The sequence below is a fragment of the Micromonospora sp. NPDC049240 genome (assembly GCF_040647835.1).
Lineage (GTDB): Bacteria > Actinomycetota > Actinomycetes > Mycobacteriales > Micromonosporaceae > Micromonospora.
Window position 1 is genome coordinate 76128 of record NZ_JBEZCX010000001.1, and the last position, 16957, is coordinate 93084.

Consider the following 16957-nt stretch of genomic DNA (forward strand, 5'->3'; position numbering starts at 1 on the left):
CGGTATGACGATGACGGCCGATCCTTGTCACGGAGTGGTCACAAACCCATTCCCGGTAGTGACACGACTCGACACGCCACGAAGGATCTGCGTCACACGCGCCCTGTCCCCTGAAGGGCCCTGTTCTCTGGAGGAAGAGAACGTGAGTCAACCCCGCAATCGGAGCCGGCGCCCCTCCGCCGCGCTCTTCGCCTCGGTCCTCGCGGCCGGGGCCATGACCGTCGGGGGTGGCGCCGCGACCGCGAGCGCGGCCCCCGCCGCCCCCCGACCGTCGCAGCCGACCGCCGCGAAGGCCCTGGGCGCCCACGACGCCAAGCTGCTCGACGTGGCCGAGGCGAAGCACGCGCCGACCGTCACGATGATCATCGCGGCGAAGAAGGGCTCGGCCAAGAAGGTCGTCGACGGGCTGACCGGCCTCGGCGCCACCGTGAGCCAGCGGTACGACCAGGTCGGCTACGTGCTGGCCAAGGTTCCCACCGCCAAGGCGCTCAAGGCCGCCACGCTGCCCGGCGTCGCCGCCGCCGACCTCGACGAGACCATCACGCTCCCCGACCCGACGCCGGAGGCCGCGCCGAACGGCGCCAAGGCCGCCGAGCAGGGTGAGACGTTGGCCGGCCCCGGCGGGGACACCGGCGCGGTCAACCCGTACATGCCGACCAACGAGACCGGCGCGGAGGCGTTCAAGGCCGCCCACCCGGAGTGGGACGGCCGCGGCGTCACCATCGGCATCATGGACTCGGGCGTCGACCTGAACCAGCCGGCCCTCCAGCAGACCACCACCGGCGAGCGCAAGATCGTCGACTGGGTCACCGCGACCGACCCGCTCGAGGACGCGTCCTGGCGCCCGATGACCACCGAGGTCACCGGCCCGACGTTCAGCAACTCGCTGGGCACCTGGACGGCGCCGGCCGGCACCTACAAGTTCAACGTGTTCCGCGAGAACATCACCGCCGGCAGCGACGCGCGGGGCGACGTCAACCGGGACGGGGACACCACCGACGCCTGGGGCATCCTCTACAACCCGGCCAACGGTGACATCCGCGTCGACGTGAACCAGAACAACGACTTCACCGACGACACGGTGATGCGGCCGTACAAGGAGAAGTTCCAGGTCGGCCAGTTCGGCACCGACAACCCGGCCACGGACGTGCGGGAGCAGATCCCGTTCGTGGTCGAGTACCGGCGCAACGTCGACACCACCCCGGTCGGGGGCCCCGGCCTGGTCGACTACGTCAACATCGGCATCGTCGAGAGCACCCACGGCACGCACGTCGCGGGCATCACCGCCGCCAACGACATGCTGGGCAACAGCGCCTTCGACGGCGCCGCGCCGGGCGCCAAGCTGGTCTCCGCCCGCGCCTGCTCGTGGGGCGGCGGCTGCACCGCCGCGGCGCTCACCACCGGCATGGTCGACCTGGTGGTCAACCGCAGGGTCGACGTGGTGAACATGTCGATCGGTGGCCTGCCGGCGCTGAACGACGGCTCGAACGCGCGCGCCGTGCTCTACAACGACCTGATCAACACCTACGGTGTGCAGCTGTTCATCTCGGCCGGAAACTCCGGTCCGGGCCTGAACACGGTCGGCGACCCGTCGGTCGCCACCGATGTGGTCAGCGTCGCGGCGAGCGTCAGCAAGGACACCTGGCTGGCCAACTACGGCTCGGTGGTCCGCAAGGACAACTGGCTGTTCAACTTCTCCTCCCGCGGCCCGCGTGAGGACGGCGGCTTCAAGCCGAACATCACCGCTCCCGGTTCGGCCATCTCCACCGCGCCGACCTGGCAGGCGGGCAACCCGGTGCCGGAGGCGGGCTACCCGCTGCCCCCGGGCTACCAGATGCTGAACGGCACCTCGATGGCCGCTCCGCAGACCGCCGGCGCCGCCGCGCTGCTGCTGTCGGCCGCGAAGGCGACCGGCACCGGCGTCACCCCGGCCGCGCTGCGCCGGGCCGTCTACACCTCGGCCAAGCCGATCGCGGGCGTCCCGACGTACGCGCAGGGCTACGGCATGGTCGACGTGCCGGGCGCGTGGAACCTGCTCGCCCAGGGCGTGCCGACCCGCACCTACACCTCCGAGGCCGCGGTCTGCACCGAGCTGTCGCCGAACCTGACCCGCTACGACCGGGCCTCCGGCACGTTCGTGCCGAGCCCGAACGTGGGCACCGGCGTCTACAACCGCTGCGCCGCCGACCGGGGCGGGCAGAAGGCCAAGGAGAGCCGCTACTACGAGGTCAAGCTGACCCGCACCAGCGGCCCGAACAAGGGCGTCAAGCACCTGGTCGACTTCCGTGGCAACGACGGCACCTGGACCGCCCCCAAGGAGGTCTGGCTGCCGCTGAACTCGACCGTCACGGTCAAGGTGAAGGCCAAGCCGATGACCGTCGGCGCGCACGGCGCGATCATGACCGTCGACGACCCGGCCACCTCGGTCGTCGACTTCGAGGTCGCCACCGTCGTGGTCGCCTCGAACGCGGTGACCGGCCCGGCGTACTCGTTCTCGGCCACCGGCTCGGTCGAGCGGAACAGCTTCACGTCGTACTTCGTGACGGTTCCGCAGGGCGCGGGCGCGCTCCAGGTCAACCTGTCCGGCATCGCGACCGGCTCGCAGACCCGGTTCATCGCCATCAACCCGTACGGCGTGCCGGTCGAGAGCACCGCGAGCACCGCCTGCTACACCAACTTCTCCGACGCCGCCGCCTGCAAGCCGCAGGAGCGCGACTACCAGAACCCGATCCCGGGTGTCTGGGAGATCGAGGTGGAGTCGCGGCGTACGTCGCCAGCGCTTGACAACCCGTTCACGCTCCAGGCGCGTGTGCAGGGCGTGCAGGTGGAGCCCGCCGTGGTCGAACTGCCGTCGGTGACCGCCGGCACGCCGGCCCCGGTGAGCTGGAACCTGACCAACACGTTCGGCCCGGTCCAGGTGACCGGCGTCGGCGGCCCGCTGTCCAGCGTGCGTGCCGAGCGGCCGACCATCACCGAGGGCGCGACCCAGGAGTACACGGTGGACATCCCGGCCGGGACCACCTCGTTCTCCGCCCGGATCGGCAACACCGCCGACCTCGGCGCCGACCTGGACCTGTACATCTTCCGGGGCACCACCGAGGTGGGCCGGTCGGCCGACGGCGACTCGGAGGAGGCCGTCACGCTGACCAACCCGGTGGCCGCCACCTACCGGGTGGTCATCGAGGGCTACGCGGTCGCCGCGGGCGGCACGGCGTACGACTACCGTGACTCGTTCGCGTCCCCGGCGCTGGGCTCGCTCTCCGCGCCGGCCACGCCGCTGTCCCTGGCCAACGGCGCCACCGCCACCCTCACCGGTGCGGTGACCGCGCTCGCCACCCCGGCCGCCGGCCGGGAGCTGTTCGGTGACATGGCCGTCACCACCACCGAGGGCGCGGTCGTCGGCCGCGGTTCGGTGCAGATCCACGCGGTCAACTAGCCGCTGGTACGACGGGAGCCCCGTCCCCCGGTCCGGGGGGCGGGGCTCCTGCGTGCGTCCGGTGGCCCCGAACGGGTCGCCGTGGGCCCGGGGTGCGTCAGGCGGGGCGGGCCGACTCGACGACGAACGGGGTGCCCTGCTGGCAGGTGGTCATCATGCCCGGCTCGGGGCGGCCGGTGACCTCCACCTTGGCGCCGGCCTTGAGCAGGTCGCGCGGGCCGCCGACCAGCAGGTGGTCGTCGAGCAGCAGGCAGTTCGGCTCGACGCCGGCGCGGATGGTGCCGCTGATCGTGGTGCCGCCGACGCCCGGCGGCGTGGACGGGCCGCCCTTCCAGGTCGGGTCGGGGCGGCTCGGGCCGGTGCTGGGTGCGGGGTCGGGCTGGCTGGTCACCGGGGCGGCTCCCGTCGGACTCGGGCTGGGGCTGGCGGGCTCGTCGCCCGGGCCGGCGCAGGCGGTCAGCGCGGCACCGGCGATCAGGGCTACGAGCACCGTCCGAGGAGTCTTCATGGTCGGTTGGACGCGTCGGGCGCCGGATCCGTTCCCGGTCAGCCGCGCGCCGCGGCGGCCTTCATGTCGCGCTTGAGCTCCTGCGGCAGCGAGAAGGTCAGCCGCTCGTCGGCGGTGGTGATCTCCTCGACGTCGGCGAAGCCGCGCTCGGCCAGGTGCGCGAGCACGTCCTGGACCAGGTCGTCCGGCACGCTCGCGCCGGAGGTCAGCCCCACGGTGCGGGCCCCGGCCAGCCAGGCGTCGTCGATCTCGTGGGCGAAGTCGACCAGGTGACCGGCGCGGGCGCCGGCGTCGAGCGCGACCTCGACCAGGCGGACCGAGTTCGAGGAGTTACGCGAGCCGACCACGATCACCACGTCGCACTCGGGGGCGATCTCCTTGACCACGTGCTGGCGGTTGGAGGTGGCGTAGCAGATGTCGTCGCTGGGCGGCGACTGGAGCAGCGGCAGGCGCTGCTTGAGCCGGGCCACGGTCTCCAGCGTCTCGTCGACCGAGAGCGTGGTCTGGGAGAGCCAGACCACCTTCTCCGGGTCACGCACGGTGACCTGGTCGACGCTGTCCGGCCCGTCGACGAGCTGGATGTGGGCGGGGGCCTCACCGGCGGTGCCGATGACCTCCTCGTGCCCCTCGTGACCGATGAGCAGAATGTCGTAGTCCTGCTGGGCGAACCGCCGGGCCTCGTGGTGCACCTTGGTGACCAGCGGGCAGGTGGCGTCGATCGCCTTCAGCGAGCGCTCCTTGGCCTGCTCGTAGACCTCGGGGGCGACACCGTGGGCGGAGAAGATGACGGTGGCGCCCTCCGGCACCTCCTCGTTCTCCTCCACGAAGATCGCGCCCTGGGCCTCCAGCGTGCGCACCACGTGCTTGTTGTGCACGATCTGCTTGCGGACGTAGATCGGCGCGCCGTAGAGCTTCAACGCCTCCTCGACGGTCTGCACCGCCCGGTCCACGCCCGCGCAGTAGCCGCGGGGCTTGGCCAGGAGCACGCGCTTGCCGGTCCGGGGAGTCGTCTCAGCGTCAGTCACCCGACCATGGTACGTGCGCCCGCCGCGCCCTCGCCCGGCCTGTCGGCCCCGGGCCGTAGGGTGGGCGGGGTGAGCGCGGGTGAGGTGGGTCGGGGCACACCCCCGGAGCGGAGCACGCCCCCGGAGCGGAGCACGCCCCCGGAACGGAGCACCTCCGAGGAGCCGTGGCCGGTCCGGGTGGTCAGCCAGAAGGTCGGCGCCTGGATCGCCCGGCTCGGCTGGGTCTGGGTCGACGGCCAGGTGGCGCAGATCAGCCGCCGGCCCGGCGCCGCCACCGTGTTCCTCACCCTGCGTGACCCGTCGGCCGATCTCAGCCTGACCGTCACCACCAACCGCGACGTGCTCGACGCGGGCGCGCCGGAGCTGCGCGAGGGCGCCCGGGTGGTGCTGCACGCCAAGCCCGAGTTCTACGCCGCGCGGGGCACGCTGAGCCTGCGCGCCGACGAGATCCGTCAGGTCGGCCTCGGTGAGCTGCTGGCCCGGCTGGAGAAGCTCAAGAAGCTGCTGGCCGCCGAGGGGCTGTTCGACAGGTCCCGCAAGCGGCGGCTCCCGTTCCTGCCGGGCCGGGTCGGCCTGATCACCGGGCGGGCCTCGGCGGCCGAGCGCGACGTGCTGACCAACGCCCGCCGCCGCTGGCCGGCGGTCGACTTCCGCACCGTCAACGTGGCGGTGCAGGGGTCCGCCGCGGTGCCCGACATCGTCGGCGCGCTCAAGGTGCTCGACGCCGACCCGACGGTCGACGTGATCGTCATCGCCCGGGGCGGCGGGGGCATCGAGGACCTGCTGCCCTTCTCCGACGAGGCGCTGTGCCGGGCGGTCTTCGCCTGCCGCACGCCGGTGGTCAGCGCGATCGGCCACGAGACCGACGCGCCGCTGCTCGACTACGTCGCCGACGTCCGGGCCTCCACGCCCACCGACGCGGCGAAACGGATCGTGCCCGACCTGACCGAGGAGGTCCGCCTCATCGGTCAGGCCCGGTCCCGGCTGGAGCGGGCCGTACGCCATCTCGTCGACCGTGAGCAGCACCGGGTCGACCTGCTCCGCTCCCGTCCGGTGCTGGCCCGACCGCAGGTGATGGTCGACCAGCGCGCCGTCGAGGTCACCGCGCTGCGGGACCGCGCCGGCCGGTGCCTGACGCACCGGCTGGGCGCCGCCGACGACGACCTGCGGCACACGCTGGCCCGGCTGCGTGCGCTCTCCCCGGCGGCGACGCTCGACCGCGGCTACGCCATCGTCCAGCGCGCCGACGGCCACGTGGTCCGCGCGGCGTCCGAGGTGGCCAAGGGCGATCCACTGCGGGTACGCCTCGCCGAGGGCGAGCTGACCGCCACCGTCGACGGCTGATGAGATGGGACCGATGACTGAGAAGACCAAGGACGAGCAGCTCAGCTACGAGCAGGCGCGCGCCGAGCTGGCCTCGGTGGTGGAACGGCTGGAGGCGGGCGGCACCTCGCTGGAGGAGTCGCTGGCCCTGTGGGAGCGCGGCGAGCAGCTCGCCGGTGTCTGCCAGCGCTGGCTGGACGGCGCGCGGGCCCGCATCGACGCCGCCCGGCAGCGCGCCGGGGAGTGAGCCCCGGAAGCGGTACGCCGCAGCGGCGTCGGGATGCCACTGCGGCGTACCGGCGACGAGCCGGACGACCTCCGGTCAGTTGAACAGGTTGTACAGCTCCGGCGGCGCCTCGACGACCTGGTCGGCCGGGGGCTTCTGGGCCGCGGCGGCGGCGCCGTAGTCGCTGTAGGTGATCTTGACGTCCTGCGCGGCGCTCTGGCCGGCGGCCGGGATCTTGAGCACCAGCTCGCTGAGCCGGCCCTGCGGGTCGACCTTGGCGGTGAACGGCACCGACTGGGCCTGCGCCCCGAGCGCGGTGATCACGGCCGGGTCGAGCGAGCCCGCCTCGGCGGCCTTCGACACGTCGACGGTGCCCTCGTACGCGCCGTCGCCGCTCTGCCGTACGTCGGTGATGCCCTGGGTGAGCACGGCGCTGCCGGCCGGGTCGATCTTCTCGAAGTCGAAGCCCAGCGCCCGGTTGCCCTTGATCCGGCTCTGGTCGAGGTGCTGGTACTTGCCGGTGTTGAGGTTCTTCACGCCGGGGATCTGGGTGGCGGCGGTGCCGCCCAGCTCCAGCTTGACCCAGCTGTCCGGCTTGGCGTGGATGAGGTCCAGCTTCATCATCAGGTCCGACGACGGGTCACCGATCGTCATCCGCATCTCGGCGCTCTGGCTGGGCTGGTGCACCTGCCCCTCGGCGGTGGAGCCGGCACCGGTCATGGCGAACCGGAAGTTGCCCTCCCGGATCGCGTTGGTGGAGTCGAGCAGCGCCTGCTTGGCCGCGCTGCCGGACGCCGTGGCGCTGGGGGCGACGCTGCCGGAGGCGCCGGCGCTCGGGGTCGCGGAGGCGTCGGACGTGCCGTTGCCGTTGCAGGCCGCCAGGCCGGGAATGAGCAGCGCCGCGGCGAACGCGGTGGCGCTGAAGCGTCGTATCTTCACGTCAACCTCTCCAGGTGGGTCGTCCGGGATCGTGTCCCTTCTGTTCCCTGAAGCGGCCTTCGGCAATCCCGGTCACCCGACCGGGGGACGTCAGCGCAGCGAGGTGGCGAGTCGGCGCAGCTCCGTCTCCCCCGCGTCACCGACCACGATCACCGTGCGGTTCGGTTCCAGCAGGACGAGCGCCTGCTCGTTGCCGCGGGCGGTGTACCGCTGCCAGCTCAGCCCGTCCGGCAGGTCGGCCGGGCCCTGCGGCTGGCCGTCGCTCAGCTCGGCCGGCAGCAGCTTCTCCGCCGGGATGTTGCTCTCCACGAGCTGCGCGCCCCGACCCTCCGGGGTCAGGTACCCGATGCGCAGCGTCGCGCCGTCCGTCTCGGTCCGGAAGCGGGCGTTCACCGTACGCCAGTCGTCGCCCAGCCCGGTCGGCGCGGCGACCGGGAAGGCGTTGGCCGCGCGGGCCTGCTCCAGCGCGGGCGCCGGGTCGACGGTGACCGGCGAGTCGCCGCCGAGAAAGCCCCGGTAGAACGCGATCAGCAGCGCGATCGGCACCAGCAGGATCAGCAGCGACAGCACCATGTCCTTCGGGGACCGCTCGGAGCGGGCCTTCTCTTTCCCCGGGGGCGGGGCGGGACGCTCACCGGCGTCGGCGTCGGCGGGCGGCGCGGACGTCGACGGCTCGACGAGCGCGGGCGTCCCGTCCGGCGGGGTGGCGCCGGGCCGCACCGGCGGCTGGCCGTCGGGCGGCGTGGCGTCGGACGGTACGCGGTCGGCAGGCTGTGCGGGTTCCACCCGGCCATTGTCGCAGCCCGACGGGGAAGGTGATCCTGGCCTCCTCCGCCCCGCCGGGGCGGCGAACCTGAGATCGTGTGAGGATCAGCGACAAAACCGGCGGCACCCCCGCCGGTCCACCCCGCAACGTCGCGAGGAGGAGGCCGCCATGACAACCACCGGTACGCGGACGCCCCAGGATCTCGACCGCAATCTCGCCCTCGATCTGGTCCGGGTCACCGAGGCCGCGGCCATGGCCGCCGGCCGTTGGGTCGGCCGGGGCGACAAGGAGGGCGGTGACGGCGCCGCCGTCGACGCCATGCGCAAGCTGATCAACTCGATCCCGATGCGGGGCGTCGTGGTGATCGGCGAGGGCGAGAAGGACAACGCCCCGATGCTCTTCAACGGCGAGGAGGTCGGCGACGGGACCGGCCCCGAGGTGGACGTGGCGGTCGACCCGATCGACGGCACCACGCTGATGAGCAAGGGCATGCCGAACGCGCTCGCCGTGCTGGCGGTGGCCGAGCGCGGCGCGATGTTCGACCCGAGCGCGGTCTTCTACATGGAGAAACTGGCGGTCGGCCCGATGTACGCCGACGTGGTCGACATCAACGCCGGGGTCGCCGAGAACATCCGCCGGATCGCGAAGGTCAAGGGCACCGACACCAGTGAGGTGACGGTCTGCGTGTTGGACCGGTCGCGCCACGACGACCTGGTGAAGCAGATCCGGCGCTCCGGCGCCGGCATCCGGCTCATCTCCGACGGCGACATCGCCGGCGCCATCGCGGCGGCGCGCGGCGAGTCGGACGTCGACGTGCTGATGGGCATCGGCGGCACTCCCGAGGGCATCACCGCGGCCTGCGCGCTGAAGTGCATGGGCGGCATGATGCAGGCCAAGCTCTGGCCGAAGGACGACCAGGAGCGGGAGAAGGCGCTGGCGGCCGGGCACGACCTGGACCGGGTGCTGTTCACCGACGATCTGGTCACCGGCGACAACTGCTTCTTCGTGGCCACCGGTGTCACCTCCGGCGACCTGCTGCGCGGCGTGCGCTACCGGGCCGGTGGGGCGTACACCCAGTCGATCGTGATGCGCTCCAAGAGCGGCACGATCCGGGTCATCGACTCGTACCACCGGCTGGAGAAGCTGGCTCTCTACTCGGCTGTCGACTTCGACGGGCGCCCGTTGGCCGAGCAGGAGTGACCACGACCGGGACACCGACGCCAGCGCCGACCCTGTCGACCGGCCGGCGGATCGCCGGGGTGGGGCTGGCCACCGGCGCCGGCGTCCTGGTGGCGCTCCAGTCCCGGATCAACGGCGAGTTGGGCGTACGGCTGGCCGACGGGATCGCCGCCGCGGTGGTCTCGTTCGGCCTGGGCCTGGTGATCCTGCTGGTGCTGGTCCCCGCCACCGGAGGGGGCCGGCGAGGGCTGGCCGCGCTGCGCGGCGCGCTGCGCGCCGGCACGCTGCGGCCGTGGCAGTGCCTGGGCGGCGTGTGCGGCGCGTTCCTGGTGGCGACGCAGGGGCTGACCATCGGCGCGCTCGGCGTGGCCGTCTTCACCGTCGCGGTGGTGGCCGGGCAGTCCGGCAGCAGCCTGCTGGTGGACCGCGCCGGCATCGGCCCGACCGGCCGGCAGGCGGTCACCCCGAACCGGCTGATCGGCGCGGTGCTCACCGTGCTGGCCGTGCTGCTGGCGGTGGGCGACCGGTTGGGCGACCCGGGCGCGCTGGCGCTGGCCCTGCTGCCGCTGGCCGCCGGCGTGGGCATCGCCTGGCAGCAGGCGGTGAACGGCCGGGTCCGCGCGGCGGCGGACAGCGCGATGACCGCCACGCTCGTCAACTTCGCGGTCGGCACGGTGGCGCTGCTCGCCACGTTCGCGGTGGAGGTGGCGGTGCGGGGCCGGCCGACCGGCGGCTTCCCGAGCGAGCCGTGGCTCTATGTCGGCGGCCCGATCGGCATCGTGTTCATCGCGCTGGCCGCCGCGCTGGTCCGGTTCACCGGGGTGCTGCTGCTCGGCCTGGCCACCATCGCCGGGCAGATCGTCGGCGCGGTGCTGCTGGACGTGCTCCTGCCCACCGCCGCCTCCCACCCCGGCCCCAACACCCTCCTGGGCGCCGCCCTGACCCTGGTAGCCGTCCTCATCGCCGCCGGGGGTAAGGCGGGGCCCCCTGTTAACGCCTCCGGTAGGGGCGGGGCCCCCGCTTGACCAGCGCGTCAACAGGGGGCCCGGCCTAACGCGGCGCCGGGGCGCGCAGGCCGGCAACCATCTCGTCGACGATCCGGTCCAGCGGGGTCGGCTCGACGCCGAGCGTGGCGGTGGCCGCGGACGAGTCCAGCACGAACGGGCCGGCGAACTGGTGTGCGGTCTCGCGCAGTTCCCGGGCGAACGGGTTGGCCACGCCGGCCGCCCAGAGCACCGGGTAGGGCAGCCGGGTCAGCCGCGGCGCGGGCGCGCCGGCCCGGGCCGCCGTCCGCTGGGCCAACTCCCGCATGGTGGCCGCCGGCGGGCTGGGCACGTGCCAGGCCCGGCCCCAGGCCCGCGCGTCGGTCGCGGCGGCGACCAGGGTACGGGCGACGTCCGGGACGTACGTCCAGGTGTGTGGCGCGTCCCAGTCGACCGGCAGGAACACCCGCTGCCCGGCGAGCACCCGGGGCAGCACCATCATGGCCAGCGAGGTGCCGCCGAGGCCGATGTAGTCGGAGCCGCGTACCTCGGTGACCCGGGCGTGACCGGCGCGGTGCGCGGCCAGGGCGTCGGCCCACATCCGGTTGCGGACCCGGCCCTTGGTGCCGGTGGCCGCGAGCGGGGTCGCCTCGGTCATCGGCGCGTCGACCGGGCCGTACCCGTAGAGGTTGCCGACGGTGGCGAGCACGGCTCCGCTGCGCCCGGCGGCGGTGAGCAGCGCGGCGGCCAGCGGCGGCCAGTCCGTGGCCCACCTGTGGTACGCCGGGTTGGCGCAGTTGTGCAGCGCGACCGCGCCCTCGGTCAGCGCGGTGAGCCGGTCGGCGTCACCGGCGTCGGCGGCGATCCGCTCGACCGCCGGGTGTTCCGGGCCGGTGCCGCGCCGGGTCACCACGCGCACCCGCTCGCCGCGCTCGGCGAGCAGTCGGGCGGTGGCGGTGCCGACGGGTCCGGCACCGACGATCACGTGCAGGGCCATGACAGGTCCACCTTTTCTGAAGCAGTAGTCCGAATGGAGAGCACCGCTCTCGAAAAAGAGCATGACTCACAGAGCGACGGCCGTCAAGAGCAGTGCTCTCTGTTTTGATTGCCGCTCTCGCTCGTGGCACAGTGGGCGCATGGTCGCTCCCTCGCTCCGCGCCCGGGTCCGCGCCGGGATGATCGAAGAGATCAAGGCGGTCGCCCGCCGTCACCTGGCCACCGACGGCGCGGACCTCTCGCTGCGCGCCGTCGCCCGGGACCTCGGCATGGCCTCCTCCGCGATCTACCGCTACTTCCCCAGCCGCGACGACCTGCTCACCGCGCTGATCCTGGAGGCGTACGACGCGCTCGGCGACGCGGTGGAGACGGCCGACGCCGACGCCGACCACGACGACCTGCGCGGTCGCTGGCTCGCCGCCAGCCGCGCGGCGCGCGCCTGGGCGCTCGCCCACCCCGCCGAGTACGCGCTGCTCTACGGCAGCCCGGTGCCCGGCTACGCGGCCCCGGACGACACGGTCGCGCCCGCCCAACGGCCCCCGATGACGCTGCTCGGCATCCTGCGCGACGGGATGGCCGCCGGCCGGCTCGCGCCGCCGGACGAGGAGCTGCCCGAGCCGCTGCGCGGCGACGTGGCCGAACTGACCGCGCTGACCGGGGTGCCGTTGCCACCCGCGCTGATGGTCCGGGCGATGGCCGGCTGGACCCAGCTCTTCGGGCTGATCAGCTTCGAGCTGTTCGGCCGGATCAACCGGGCGCTGCCGCACCGGGACGAGTACTTCGACCACCAGATCGCTCTGACGGCCGACCTGGTCGGCCTGCCCTGACGGCCCCCGCAGGGTGTTGAGAAGGGGCCCCACCTCGACCGCAGGCGTTAGGAAGGGGCCCCTCCTTACGTGCCGTCGGAGGAGTGGCCGGGGAAGAGGTGCGCCGTCGGGTCGATGGCGACCGCGGCGTTGTTGACGGCGGTGGCCGCCTCGCCGAAGCCGGTGGCGATGAGCCGGACCTTGCCCGGGTACTCGGTGATGTCCCCGGCCGCGAACACCCGGGGCAGATTGGTGGCCATGGCGCTGTCGACCACGATGTGCCGCCGGTCCAGGGCCAGCCCCCACTCGGTCAGCGGTCCCAGGTCGGCGGTGAAGCCGAGCGCGGCGACCACGGTGTCCACCGGGAGCGTCTCCACCGCGCCGCCGCGTACGGTCAGCTCGGCGCCGGTGACGTGCTCCTCGCCGTACAGCCGGCTCACCTCGGCGTTGACCACCACCCGCACCGGCAGCGCGCGGACCCGCTCGACGGTGGCGGCGTGCGCGCGGAAACGGTCCCGCCGGTGCGCCAGCGTCACCGACCGGGCCAGCGGCGCGAGCGTGACCGCCCAGTCGAAAGCCGAGTCGCCGCCGCCCACGATGAGCACGTGCCGGTCGGTCAGCTCGACCGGCTGCGGCACGAAGTAGACGATCCCGGCGCCGGTGAAGCTCTCCGCGACCGGCAGCGGCCGGGGCGTGAAGCTGCCCAGCCCTCCGGTCACCACCACCGCGCCGCAGCGGAGCTGCTCACCGCCGGCCAGCCCGAGCACCGGCCGGCCGTCGAGGTAGGACAGCTTCTCCGCGCGTACGCCGAGCAGGTAGTCGGGGTGGTACGGCGCGGCCTGGGCGAGCAGGTTCGCGATCAGCTCCCGGCCCTTGACGGCGGGGAAGCCGGCGACGTCGAGGATCAACTTCTCCGGGTACATCGCGGTGACCTGACCACCCGGCTCGGGCAGCGCGTCGATCACGGCGACGGAGAGCCCCCGGAACCCGGCGTAGTAGGCGGCGAAGAGCCCGGCCGGGCCGGCCCCGATCACCGCGAGATCGACTTCGCGCATGGCGTACCGTCACTTTCGGCCAGGGATCAACCCGTGCTGCCGACGGTAGGCGGGCCGGTGACCTGGGGCAAGGACGTCCCGCCGGTCGATCGATCGCGTCGTCAGGGCAGCCGGAGCGGCGGCGACCCGAGCGGGTCCGGCGTGCCGGTGTCCGCGCGACGGCGGAACAGGATCGCGGCGACCACGCCGCCGAGCAGCCCGAACAGGTGCCCCTGCCAGGAGATCCGCTCGTCGGTGGGGAGGATGCCCAGCAACTGCCAGCCGTAGAGCAGGCCGACAAGCAGCACCACCGCGAAGTTCCACCAGCTCCGCTCCACCACGCCCCGGGTGAGCAGGATGCCGAGGTAGCCGAAGATCACCCCGCTCGCGCCGACCACCACCGAGCTGGGCGAGCCGGTGAACCACACGCCCAGCCCGCTGACCAGGATGATCACCGCGGTGGACCAGAGGAACCGGCGGGTGCCGGCGGCCAGCACGAACGTGCCGAGCAGGATCAGCGGGATGCTGTTGCTGTAGAGGTGGTTCCAGCCGGCGTGCAGGAACGGCGAGAAGAAGACGCCGTCCAGGCCCTGGATGCGGTGCGGGATGATGCCGGCGGTGAGGTCGAGGTTGAGCCGCAGCCCGACGTCGAGCGCCTCGATGAGGAACAGCACCGGCACCACCGCGCACATGGCGACGAACGCCCGGCCGAGCGACGCGTAGAACGCGTCGGTGCCGAACCGGTGGGGGTCTCCGCCGCGCGGGCTGTCCTGCCAGGTCACCTGTCAACAGCTATCAGCAAATGCGGCGGACCGCCACTCGGGCGGACAGACGACGGCGGCGGGACACCCGGATCACCGGGCCTCCCGCCGCCGTTCGACTCGATCAGTACCAGCCCTCGCTCTGCGACTGCTGCCAGGCGCCGCACGGGGTGTCGTACCGGCCCTTGATGTAGCCGAGGCCCCAGGTGATCTGGGTGGCCGGGTTGGTTCGCCAGTCGTCGGCGACCGAGCCCATCTTGCTGCCGGGCACCGCCTGCGGGATCCCGTACGCGCCGGAGCTGCTGTTGGACGCCTTCGGGTTCCAGCCGCTCTCCTTCGTCCAGAGCTTGTCCAGACAGGGGAACTGGTCGATGCCGAAACCCTTGTCCAGCATGACCGCACAGCCGACCTTGCGGTTGCCGCTGTACTCCGCGCAGGACGCCGGAATCGGCCCGTCGTACGGCTTGGCCTTCGCCTCGGCCTCCGCCTTCGCCTTGGCCTCCGCCTCGGCGCGCTCCTTCTTGCGGTTCGCGGCGGCCCGCTCGGCGGCCTTGGCCCGCTCGGCGGCCTCCTTCGCCGCCGCCTTGGCCCGCAGCTTGGCCTGGTACTCGGCGGCGCGCTGCTTGGACGACTGCAGGCGATGGTCGGCCTGCCGTTCGCGCTGGTAGAGGTATTCGGTCCGGTCGACCTCGAGGCCGACCTGCGCGGTCAGGCCCTGCTGCTGGGTCTGACGATCTTCGCCCAGGTAGAAACCGCCGGCGACGCCCACGGAGAGCAGCGCGACAGCGGCCGTACGGGCGCCGAACCGGCTCCAGAGCCGACTCACGAAGTTTCCCTTCGTCGGAGGCAGGGACACGGCACCACGCGTGGCCGCACGGCCGCGCCCGGGTGCCGCGAGCGCCCCGACCCACCGGTCTCCGCCGGCGCACCGGCCCCCGTGGCTCCCGCCGTCGTGGCGGGGAATGCTCGACGAGGTGCCGGGTGCGAATGGGACTCCAGGCACTGGAGTTGTCGGTGACGCTCGATGGACACCATCGCGCACGGTGAGGCGGGTGGGAAACCGCAGGAGGCAAAAGTGATCTGCACCACACTTCAAATAGAGACGAAGTGGGGCATAACGACCAGTCAGCTCGGGATGTCCTCCAGCAGGTCGGTGACCATCGCAGCGATCGGCGAACGCTCCGACCGGCTGAGGGTGACGTGCGCGAAAAGGGGATGGCCCTTCAGCGCCTCGATCACCGCGGTCACGCCGTCGTGCCGCCCCACCCGCAGGTTGTCGCGCTGCGCCACGTCGTGCGTCAGCACCACCCGCGAACCCTGACCGATCCGGGACAGCACGGTGAGCAGGACCCCCCGCTCCAACGACTGCGCCTCGTCGACGATGACGAACGCGTCGTGCAGGCTCCGGCCCCGGATGTGCGTCAGCGGCAGCACCTCCAGCAGGCCGCGCGAGGTGACCTCCTCCAGCACGTTCTCGTGCACCACCGCGCCCAGCGTGTCGAAGACGGCCTGCGCCCAGGGCGACATCTTCTCCGACTCCGAGCCGGGCAGGTAGCCCAGCTCCTGGCCGCCGACCGCGTACAACGGGCGGAAGACGATCACCTTCTTGTGCCGGCGGCGCTCCATCACCGCCTCCAGGCCGGCGCAGAGCGCCAGCGCCGACTTGCCGGTGCCGGCCCGGCCACCCATCGACACGATGCCGATCGACTCGTCCAGCAGCAGGTCGAGCGCGATCCGCTGCTCCGCCGAGCGCCCGTGCAGACCGAACGCCTCCCGGTCACCGCGGACCAGCCGTACCGTCTTGTCGGGCAGCACCCGGCCCAGCGCCGAGCCCCGCGACGAGTGCAGCACCAGGCCGGTGTGACAGGGCAGGCCCGCGGCGGCGTCGACGTCGAGCGCCTCGCCCGCGTACAGCCGGCCGATCTCGTCGTCGGGAAGCTCCAGCTCGGCCATCCCGGTCCAGGTCGGGTCGCTGGCCTGACCGTGCCGGTACTCGTCCGCGCGCAGGCCGACCGAGGCCGCCTTCACCCGCAGCGGCATGTCCTTGCTGACCAGGGTCACGTCGCGGCCCTCGGCGGCCAGGTTGAGCGCCACCGAGAGGATCCGGGCGTCGTTCGACTCGTTACGGAAACCGGGCGGCAGCACGCCGTCGTCGGTGTGGTTCAGCTCCACCCGCAGCGTGCCGCCGGAGTCGTTGGCGGGCACCGGACGGTCCAGCCGGCCGTGCCGCACCCGCAGCTCGTCCAGCATGCGCAGCGACTGGCGGGCGAACCAGCCCAGCTCGGGGTGGTGCCGCTTGCCCTCCAGCTCCGAGATGACCACCAGCGGCAGCACCACCTCGTGCTCGGCGAAGCGGTGGAACGCCGCGGGGTCGGAGAGGAGGACCGAGGTGTCCAGGACGAAGGCCGGGCCGGATGGTCGGGGCTCCTCGGTGCCGGCGGTGGCGGCGGCGCTCCGCCGGCTGCGCGTGGTCCGGCGGGTCGTGGCGGTCGCGGCCGGGGTCGGCTCGGCTCCGGCGGGGGTACGGCGAGTGGTCACAGGCCTGCTCCGCGGATGGGCACCCGGCCACCCGAGTTCCGCCTCTTCCGGTGCCCGGCGGACACGGGGTCGGATGCGGGCCCCGTGCGCGAGGTCGCAGGTCCGGGCTGTCCGGCTGGCCCGGGAAAACCCCGTGCCATGCCTAGACGCTAATCGCCGTGGGCCCGCTCGGCTAGAGCCCTGGGTTGGATCACCGGTGAACACGCCGGAACCGGCCGGGATGCATGCCCCCTGCGCGCATCCCGGCCGGGGCCGGAGCCGCCGGCGTCGCTCCGCCACGACGGCGGGCGGGCACGGCGCGTACCGGACGCGGGCCTCAGCCCGGCCGCCGCACCAACGCCCCGGCTCGGGGGCCGGCGGCGGTCGCGCCGAACGACGACCCGGTGTACGTGGTGCCGGCGCGGGCGACGGCTCCGCCGAGCCGAGCGGTCGCGGTG

Annotated in this window: 15 protein-coding genes; 6 read left to right on the top strand and 9 right to left on the bottom strand. The window is 73.1% G+C overall.

Translation table 11 applies throughout. The features are described 5' to 3' along the window. Positions 1-142: 142 nt before the first annotated feature. On the top strand, positions 143-3436 hold the full coding sequence (locus tag AB0B02_RS00335) for a S8 family serine peptidase (protein ID WP_281942784.1): 3294 nt from the start codon (positions 143-145) through the stop codon (positions 3434-3436). A 97-nt stretch (positions 3437-3533) separates the two neighbouring features. On the opposite strand, the gene AB0B02_RS00340 is transcribed toward AB0B02_RS00335, so the two are convergent. Both AB0B02_RS00340 and AB0B02_RS00345 read right to left on the bottom strand, forming a co-directional pair. Further along, entirely contained in the window at positions 3534-3944 is a 411-nt protein-coding gene (locus tag AB0B02_RS00340) for a hypothetical protein (protein ID WP_281942786.1), read from the bottom strand. A 38-nt stretch (positions 3945-3982) separates the two neighbouring features. After that, the gene (locus AB0B02_RS00345) at positions 3983-4969 is read right to left on the bottom strand and encodes a 4-hydroxy-3-methylbut-2-enyl diphosphate reductase (protein WP_281942788.1); all 987 of its coding nucleotides are present in this window, start codon (positions 4967-4969) and stop codon (positions 3983-3985) included. Between the two features lie 60 nt (positions 4970-5029). Between AB0B02_RS00345 and xseA the strand changes: the two genes are divergently transcribed. Then, on the top strand, positions 5030-6313 hold the full coding sequence (xseA, locus tag AB0B02_RS00350) for an exodeoxyribonuclease VII large subunit (RefSeq protein ID WP_357295644.1): 1284 nt from the start codon (positions 5030-5032) through the stop codon (positions 6311-6313). Between the two features lie 13 nt (positions 6314-6326). Then, complete coding sequence (locus tag AB0B02_RS00355; RefSeq protein WP_281942790.1) at positions 6327-6539, top strand: exodeoxyribonuclease VII small subunit; 213 nt, start codon at positions 6327-6329, stop codon at positions 6537-6539. Between the two features lie 75 nt (positions 6540-6614). Here AB0B02_RS00355 and AB0B02_RS00360 read toward each other — a convergent pair whose 3' ends face one another. Together AB0B02_RS00360 and AB0B02_RS00365 are read right to left on the bottom strand one after the other, a co-directional pair. Continuing rightward, positions 6615-7457, bottom strand: coding sequence for a hypothetical protein (locus AB0B02_RS00360; protein WP_281942792.1), 843 nt, complete (start codon positions 7455-7457; stop codon positions 6615-6617). Between the two features lie 90 nt (positions 7458-7547). After that, the gene (locus AB0B02_RS00365) at positions 7548-8243 is read right to left on the bottom strand and encodes a DUF4245 family protein (protein WP_281942794.1); all 696 of its coding nucleotides are present in this window, start codon (positions 8241-8243) and stop codon (positions 7548-7550) included. 148 nt (positions 8244-8391) lie between these two features. On the opposite strand from AB0B02_RS00365, the gene glpX reads away from it, so the two are divergent. Together glpX and AB0B02_RS00375 are read left to right on the top strand one after the other, a co-directional pair. Further along, on the top strand, positions 8392-9423 hold the full coding sequence (gene glpX, locus AB0B02_RS00370; RefSeq protein ID WP_107162337.1) for a class II fructose-bisphosphatase: 1032 nt from the start codon (positions 8392-8394) through the stop codon (positions 9421-9423). Then, positions 9420-10427, top strand: a complete 1008-nt coding sequence (locus AB0B02_RS00375) for a DMT family transporter (RefSeq protein WP_357291874.1) — start codon at positions 9420-9422, stop codon at positions 10425-10427. Before glpX ends, AB0B02_RS00375 begins: the two co-directional genes overlap by 4 nt. A 25-nt stretch (positions 10428-10452) precedes the next feature. Here AB0B02_RS00375 and AB0B02_RS00380 read toward each other — a convergent pair whose 3' ends face one another. Further along, positions 10453-11382, bottom strand: a complete 930-nt coding sequence (locus AB0B02_RS00380) for an NAD-dependent epimerase/dehydratase family protein (RefSeq protein WP_357291878.1) — start codon at positions 11380-11382, stop codon at positions 10453-10455. A gap of 139 nt (positions 11383-11521) precedes the next feature. Between AB0B02_RS00380 and AB0B02_RS00385 the strand changes: the two genes are divergently transcribed. Next, positions 11522-12208, top strand: a complete 687-nt coding sequence (locus tag AB0B02_RS00385) for a TetR/AcrR family transcriptional regulator (RefSeq protein WP_281942801.1) — start codon at positions 11522-11524, stop codon at positions 12206-12208. A gap of 65 nt (positions 12209-12273) precedes the next feature. Here the strand turns inward: AB0B02_RS00385 and AB0B02_RS00390 are convergent, their stop codons facing one another. From AB0B02_RS00390 to AB0B02_RS00405, 4 genes are all read right to left on the bottom strand, one after another. Next, a complete protein-coding gene (locus tag AB0B02_RS00390) occupies positions 12274-13242 on the bottom strand; it encodes an NAD(P)/FAD-dependent oxidoreductase (protein ID WP_281942803.1) in 969 nt (322 codons plus the stop codon). A 101-nt stretch (positions 13243-13343) separates the two neighbouring features. Beyond that, entirely contained in the window at positions 13344-14003 is a 660-nt protein-coding gene (locus tag AB0B02_RS00395) for a rhomboid family intramembrane serine protease (protein WP_281942805.1), read from the bottom strand. 103 nt (positions 14004-14106) lie between these two features. Beyond that, positions 14107-14808, bottom strand: a complete 702-nt coding sequence (locus tag AB0B02_RS00400; protein WP_281942807.1) for a transglycosylase SLT domain-containing protein — start codon at positions 14806-14808, stop codon at positions 14107-14109. 299 nt (positions 14809-15107) lie between these two features. Next, positions 15108-16520, bottom strand: a complete 1413-nt coding sequence (locus tag AB0B02_RS00405) for a PhoH family protein (protein ID WP_281942809.1) — start codon at positions 16518-16520, stop codon at positions 15108-15110. Between the last annotated feature and the right edge of the window lie 437 nt (positions 16521-16957).